Origin of the sequence: Acetobacter cerevisiae (assembly GCF_001580535.1) — a bacterium.
Lineage (GTDB): Bacteria > Pseudomonadota > Alphaproteobacteria > Acetobacterales > Acetobacteraceae > Acetobacter > Acetobacter cerevisiae.
Window position 1 is genome coordinate 1 of record NZ_LHZA01000078.1, and the last position, 6,270, is coordinate 6,270.

General features: G+C 57.4%; 7 protein-coding genes. 2 read left to right on the plus strand and 5 right to left on the minus strand.

Annotated features, from left to right (window positions below; genetic code table 11):
* The 4 genes from AD928_RS00990 to cysQ form a co-directional block, all read right to left on the minus strand.
* Positions 1–899 (minus strand): FAD-binding oxidoreductase (locus AD928_RS00990; protein WP_156470033.1); only part of this gene is annotated, 899 nt, incomplete at its 3' end.
* 68 nt (positions 900–967) lie between these two features.
* Entirely contained in the window at positions 968–1,513 is a 546-nt protein-coding gene (locus AD928_RS00995; RefSeq protein ID WP_061504688.1) for a hypothetical protein, read from the minus strand.
* Entirely contained in the window at positions 1,510–2,502 is a 993-nt protein-coding gene (locus tag AD928_RS01000) for an L-threonylcarbamoyladenylate synthase (RefSeq protein WP_062247538.1), read from the minus strand. The genes AD928_RS00995 and AD928_RS01000 overlap by 4 nt, the downstream gene beginning before the upstream one ends.
* A 5-nt stretch (positions 2,503–2,507) precedes the next feature.
* The gene (cysQ, locus tag AD928_RS01005) at positions 2,508–3,278 is read right to left on the minus strand and encodes a 3'(2'),5'-bisphosphate nucleotidase CysQ (protein WP_062140645.1); all 771 of its coding nucleotides are present in this window, start codon (positions 3,276–3,278) and stop codon (positions 2,508–2,510) included.
* A 145-nt stretch (positions 3,279–3,423) separates the two neighbouring features.
* On the opposite strand from cysQ, the gene AD928_RS01010 reads away from it, so the two are divergent.
* A complete protein-coding gene (locus tag AD928_RS01010) occupies positions 3,424–4,893 on the plus strand; it encodes a leucyl aminopeptidase (RefSeq protein WP_062247540.1) in 1,470 nt (489 codons plus the stop codon).
* Positions 4,894–5,122: 229 nt separating this feature from the next.
* On the plus strand, positions 5,123–5,614 hold the full coding sequence (locus AD928_RS01015; RefSeq protein WP_062247542.1) for a hypothetical protein: 492 nt from the start codon (positions 5,123–5,125) through the stop codon (positions 5,612–5,614).
* Positions 5,615–5,620: 6 nt separating this feature from the next.
* Here the strand turns inward: AD928_RS01015 and AD928_RS14650 are convergent, their stop codons facing one another.
* Positions 5,621–6,205 (minus strand): hypothetical protein, encoded by a 585-nt coding sequence (locus AD928_RS14650; RefSeq protein ID WP_156470034.1) that lies wholly within the window; start codon positions 6,203–6,205, stop codon positions 5,621–5,623.
* Positions 6,206–6,270 lie beyond the last annotated feature (65 nt).

A 6,270-nucleotide genomic window follows, 5' to 3' on the forward strand; every position in this document is an offset into this window, starting at 1 on the left:
AGGCTGTCATCCGCGCGCGGGCTGCCCAGTTCCACCAGAGCATAAGCGGGAGCGGGTTCGGAAAGCGGCAGGGAGGCCCCTTCAATCAGGCTGTTGACCAGCGCCATGCTGGTGCCGGACATATATTCAAACGCCTGAATGGCCGCCGGGTCCTGCTTGCGGAAGGCGGCGAACAGGTTCAGCACACCCTGCGGGTCAGCCAGCGCGCACAATGCGGTCTCGCGGGAGCGCGGCGCGGGCTGGAGCTGAATGATAGCCGTGGTGATAATCCCCAGCGTGCCTTCCGAACCAATCAGCAACTGCCGCAGGGCGTAACCGGTATTGTCTTTCCGCAGGCGGCGCATCAGGTTCAGCACCTGTCCGTCCGGCAGAACGGCTTCCAGACCCAGAGCCAGCTCCCGCGCATTGCCATAGCGCACGGTGTTGTTGCCGCCTGCGTTGGTGGCCAGAATACCGCCAATTTCAGCAGAGCCTTCCGAGGAAATGGAGAGCGGCAGCATCAGGCCTTCCGCCGCTGCGGCATCCTGTGCGGCTTTGAGTGTGACGCCTGCTTCAACCGTCATGGTCAGGTCGGCATGGTCAATGGCGTGAACGCGCGTCATGCGGTTGGTGGAAATGACGACAGCCTTACCGCTTTCATCCGGCGTGGCGCCGCCCACCATGCTGGTATTGCCACCCTGCGGCACCATCGGCACATCGTATTCTGCACACAGGGCCACGGCTTTTGCGCATTCTTCTGTATTGGCAGGGCGCAGCACAGCAGCGCAGCGGCCATGGTAAAGCATCCGCCAGTCTGTGCAGAACGGGTCCGTATCCCCGGCCTCAGTCAGCAGTCCCGACGGACCAAGCAGTTCAGACAGAGCGGCAAGAAGAGCGGAGGGCAGGGACGTGTCGGACATGGGGCAAGCCTTGATCGGGAATCAGAGTGTCATAAAACAAGAGACTGTGAGCAGATCACGCATTTTTCTTAATAAAGGTAGCGTGCGTTATCTGTCACGGGATGGAAGGCAGTATAAAACAGGTGGAAAAGCTGGGTGCCGGCAATGCCTGCCAGCAATCCGGCCATGACGGCGACGAAAATAATCATCAGCCGGGGGTAGCTGTTCTCCATCATCTTCATGCTGAGCATGTGTCTTGCTTCGGCATGGGCTGTCTGCATCACATGAAGCTGAGATTTCAGGTTTTCATTATTACCGCGCACAATGCGCAGATTATGCTCCATTCGGTTCAGCACTTCTCCGCGGTCATGCAACTGGATACGGAGGGTGTGAATGGTGCTTTCCAGAGTGCGGATTTCGGTGTCTTCCCGCGCTTTGCGGGCAGCGGTCAGGCGGTCAATATCCGGGGCGAGCGTCTGAAACAGGTTTTTCAGCGCGCCACCGGTGATGCCATCCCGGCGGGCACGGGCCTTGATGGCTTCAAGCGCTGTCTCCGACTGCCCCTTTTGGTCTTCCAGCACGAGGGCCAGAATATCGGACAGGATCTTGATTTCTCTGGGGTCCATCTGGCTCATGGTGCATCAGGTTCTGCTGGCCGGGGGGCGGCGGCACGGTGCAGACGGTCCTGAATGGCAAGACCAAGCCCCTGTTCCGGGATGGGCTGCACGGCGAGGCCTGTCAGCTCAAACGTCGGTTGCTGGCTATCCAGAAAGCGCAGGCCGGAAAACAGGCGCGAGGCCGCTTCTTCCAGATTACCCGTGGGGCTGAGGTTCCATGTCACAGCAGCACCCGTTGGCGGAGTGGGGCCAAAAGCCAGAAGCCCTTCCTGCGGGCCAACGCTGGTAGCGTTCAGGCGCACGGGCAGGCTGGGAGCGTAATGGGAGAGCATCCGGCCGGGAGAAAGTGGCGCGGCATCGGCTTCCGTTTCTGGCCGGGCGAGGGGGCCGCACACGGCTTCCAGCGCTTCGACTGAGATACCGCCGGGGCGGAGGAGGCAGGGGCGGTCCGGGTCGGTCAGGTCCAGCACCGTGCTTTCCAGCCCGACAGCGCAGGGGCCGGTATCCAGCACGGCATCAATCCGGCCTGATAATTCTTCCAGAACATGGCTGGCGTCTGAGGGGCTGATGCGGCCAGAACGGTTGGCGGAGGGGGCTGCAACCGGACGCCCGACTTCCTCCAGCAAGGCCAGAACGGCCTCACCACGCGGGACGCGGACGGCCAAGGAAGACAGGCCATCGGCGGCCAGATCGCTCACCGTGCTGCCAGGGGCGCGTGGCAGAACCAGTGTGAGTGGACCGGGCCAGAATTTTTCTGCCAGTTCCTGCGCCAGCGGGCAGGCCTGCACTTGTGTAAAGGCGGCCTCCGCACTCGCAAAATGGCTGATCAGCGGGTTGAAGCGTGGGCGGTTCTTGGCTTCAAAAATACGTGCCACGGCTGAGGGTTGTGTGGCGTCTCCGCCCAGCCCGTAAACGGTCTCCGTGCCGAACGCCACCAAGCCGCCGTCCTGCAAAATACGGGCGGCGGTGGCAATGCCAGAAGGGGTGGCAGCAAGGCGTTCGGTCATAAAGGTCAGAGTTTTCCGGTGCAGACAAAAGGCGGGTTTTTCCAGTCCGGCTTGCCGTAAAGCAGCGGAGTGCCATCCAGCAGTGTGATGTGGCCTCCAGCGGCTTCCACAATGGCCTGCGGGGCGGCGGTGTCCCACTCCATGGTTGGGCCGAGGCGCGGGTAGAAATCAACAGCGCCTTCTGCCACGCGCGCAAATTTGACGGCAGAACCGATGTTGCCCACGGACGCAATGCGGCGTTCACCCAGATATTCGGCCAGACGCGGGTCATCCGCATAATGGCGGGAGGCCAGAACGCTCAGGCCTTCAGCGGGCGGGGTGCGGGTGTGAATGGCAGTGGTGCCGTTCTTGTCCCGCCGCTGGGCGGGCAGGCCGACGCCACCTGTATAAAGCTGATAGTAAGCGGGGAGGGCCATCGCCCCCAGCACGGCGCGGCCATTGCGCACAAGGCCGATATTGACGGTAAAGTCATCCCGCCCGGCAGCAAATTCCCGCGTGCCGTCCAGCGGGTCCACCAGCCAGTAGGCCTCGGACACAGCGCCACGCAGCCCGGAGGCCACTTCCTCTTCCGCAATTACCGGAATATCCGGCACGGCGGCGCGCAGGCCCTTGAGGATATGGGCTTCTGCCGCGTGGTCCGCTTCCGTCACCGGCGAGGAGTCGGTTTTGGTCAGCGTTTCAAAACCCCGCGCGCGAATGGTGCGGATAATTTCGGCGGCTTCATCCGCCAGTCTGGCGGCGAGGGCCAGCAGGTCAGCGTCGGTATGGGTGCTCATTTGCCCATCATACGCCAGGAAGGGCGGCGCGTCATGCCCTGCCTGTTTTTTTAAGAGCCGGTCCGGCTGCCCTATTGCCAAGGGGCGAGGCGGGACGTACCCAAGTCGGGCAAAAGCTAAGACGTTTTAAGGAGGCCAGCGCGCTATGCTTCAAATTTCATTTTCTCCCGAGACCCTGCCCGATGGTGGGGCACTGGCTCTTCTGCTGGCCGAAGGGCAGGACCGCCCGGCTATTTTTGCCGCCGCAGACAAAGCCACCAACGGCGCGCTGACCCGCGCTGCCGAAGCTGATGACTTTACCGGCAAAGACGGCTCCACCTGCGTGGTGCTGGCACCGGGCGCTGGCTTTTCCCGCATTGTGCTGATTGGCGTTGGCAAGCTCGACGCTTTTGGCGCGAAAGAAGCTGAAGCCGCCGGTGGCGTTGCGGCCTCCGCTTTTGGCGCGCAGGAAACGGCAACGGTTGCGCTGGGCAATGTGCCGCAGGGCTTTGCGGCGTCTGTCGCGCAGGGGGCTGTGCTGGGTGCGTATCACTTCTCCTTGTATCACAGCGCTCCGGCGGTTGAGAAAAAGCACCGTCTGGCAAGCGTGACGGTTCTCACGGCTGACCCCGCCGCAGCCGACGCCGCGTTCGCTCCGCTGGCCGCTGTGGCGCGCGGTGTGATCCTGACGCGGGATCTGGTGACGGAACCGGCCAACGTGCTGAACCCGGAAGAATTCACCGCTCGTGTGACCACGCTGCGCAGCCTTGGGCTTGAGGTCGAAGTGCTTGAGCAGGCCGATATGGAAAAGCTCGGCTTTGGCGCGCTGCTGGGTGTCGCACAGGGCAGTGCAAACGCACCGCGCACGGTGATTATGCGCTGGAACGGCGGCGCGAAGGATGAAGCCCCGCTGGCCTTTATTGGTAAGGGCGTGACGTTTGATTCCGGCGGCATTTCCATCAAGCCGGCTGCCGGTATGGAAGAAATGAAAGAGGATATGGCCGGTGCCGCCACCGTGACCGGCCTGATGACAGCGCTTGCTGGCCGTAAGGCGAAAGTGAATGCTGTTGGCGTGATCGGGCTGGTGGAAAACATGGTTTCCGGCACGGCGCAGCGCCCCGGTGACGTAGTGCGTAGCGCCTCCGGCCAGACCATTGAAGTGCTGAATACGGACGCCGAAGGGCGTCTCGTGCTGGCAGATATCCTCTGGTATGCGCGGGACCGTTTTGCACCGAAGCTGATGGTTGACCTTGCCACGCTGACGGGTGCCATCATCATCAGCCTTGGCCATGAGTATGCGGGCCTGTTCTCCAACAATGACGATCTTTCTGCCAACCTGACGGCAGCAGGCACGGCAACGGGTGACAAGCTGTGGCGTATGCCGATGGGCGCTGAGTATGACGCCATGCTGAAATCTGACATTGCCGACATGAAGAACATCGGCGGTCGTCCGGGTGGTTCCATCACCGCAGCGCAGTTCCTGAAACGCTTTGTGGGTGAAACCCCGTGGGCGCATCTGGACATTGCCGGAACGGCCTGGAGCAAAACCCCGCGCAACGGCCAGCCCAAAGGTGCCACTGGCTTTGGCGTGCGCCTGCTAAATGAGTTTGTGCAGAAGAACTACGAAAACGTTTGAGGTTTTCGGGTTTTAGGTAGCGGAAAAGGGCCTCTTTTGAGGCCCTTTTTTGTTGGTGAGAGACCGTCTGTTTTTTTAAATACGATATGCAAGTTGTGTTGTTAGAAGAGGAGTAAGTGGTGAGGTTTTTAGTGTTTAAGTTTGTATTAAGAGGGTTATAAAATAGGAAAGTGGAATTCTTAAAATATTTATCTATAGTAAATAGAAAAAATCATTTTTGGAGAAGTAAGTGCAGGATTATGTAACTGGTGATATTTTCACATTCAATCCTCCGCAGCAGACACTTGCTGCATGGAAGCCATTTTGGGACTGTGTCACTATACTCTTTCAATTTCAAAACTCGGATGTGGATGATGGAGGGGAAGAGTTGAAGGAATGGCGACTATTTTGGGTTGCTGGATTGGCCCTCCTACGTACAGTCGGTCATGTTCTGGACAAAGTAGATGCAAAAAAAACGTCACCCCATGGCAAGGTCATTTTCGAACGATGGAAGCAGTGGAAGAATGATAAAGAACAAGCAGAAATTTTCTGGAATTTCATAGAAAAAGAACGAAACAGCCTCTTGAAAACCTATTCTTTCGGAGCGCGTTTTGTGAATGATCCTGAAGGGGCATATATTGAATTCGAGGATGGATCAGATGCATTTCAACTTTATAGACAGGCTGTATACTGGTGGCGGAAGCAGCTTATCGAAATTGAACAAAGTATTCATTCGAATTGAATGATTTTAGTGATTGAGAATTGCAATTAGAAAACGACCAAGGCGTGCCCAGTAGGCCAGTAGTTCATTTTCCATAGGAGCAAAGTCGGGAGAGTGGATATAGCGCTGCATGCTTGGTATTGAAATAAGTTGGTCATGCAGACGTATGCGTTCCAGTTCATCATAGTAAGATCGGTCAATTCTTTGATGGTTTAGAAGGTGAGAACTAACCAAGCCAAATTTACGACCTAAATTGTCTGCTTTTGATAAATTATGCTTTTCAATATAGCTTTCAATAGAAAGCTCAACCAAAATTCGCATGAGTGCACAAATCGCATTTGGGTATTTTCGTAAAGGCAGAGTTTGAAGTTCTCCCCAAACTGCTCTTAGTCGTTGTTGAGTCGCAACCCAATGAATGGAAGGTGCTTCATCCGGAATGAAGGTAGTTTGGCGGGGACGTGAAGGTCGCAGGTTTTTTCGAGGCGTATTGGCTGGCTTATTGCTAGAATCTTTCGGTTCGGGAAGGCGTTCATTTTCAGATGGTAAAATACCCTCTTCTTCAAGTCGATTGAGATAAACACGCTTATCTTCATTGTTCCAAAGATCACCCAATGTGATGACCTGATTGGCAAGATCTGATGCGATCCTAGATGTTTAGTCCCGGGGTTTGATGGTGT

Coding starts and splice junctions, on each gene's coding strand:
- AD928_RS01010 (WP_062247540.1), top strand. CDS start 3,424: ATGCTTCAAATTTCATTTTCTCCCGAGACCCTGCCCGATGGTGGGGCA.
- cysQ (WP_062140645.1), bottom strand. CDS start 3,278: ATGAGCACCCATACCGACGCTGACCTGCTGGCCCTCGCCGCCAGACTG.
- AD928_RS01000 (WP_062247538.1), bottom strand. CDS start 2,502: ATGACCGAACGCCTTGCTGCCACCCCTTCTGGCATTGCCACCGCCGCC.
- AD928_RS00995 (WP_061504688.1), bottom strand. CDS start 1,513: ATGAGCCAGATGGACCCCAGAGAAATCAAGATCCTGTCCGATATTCTG.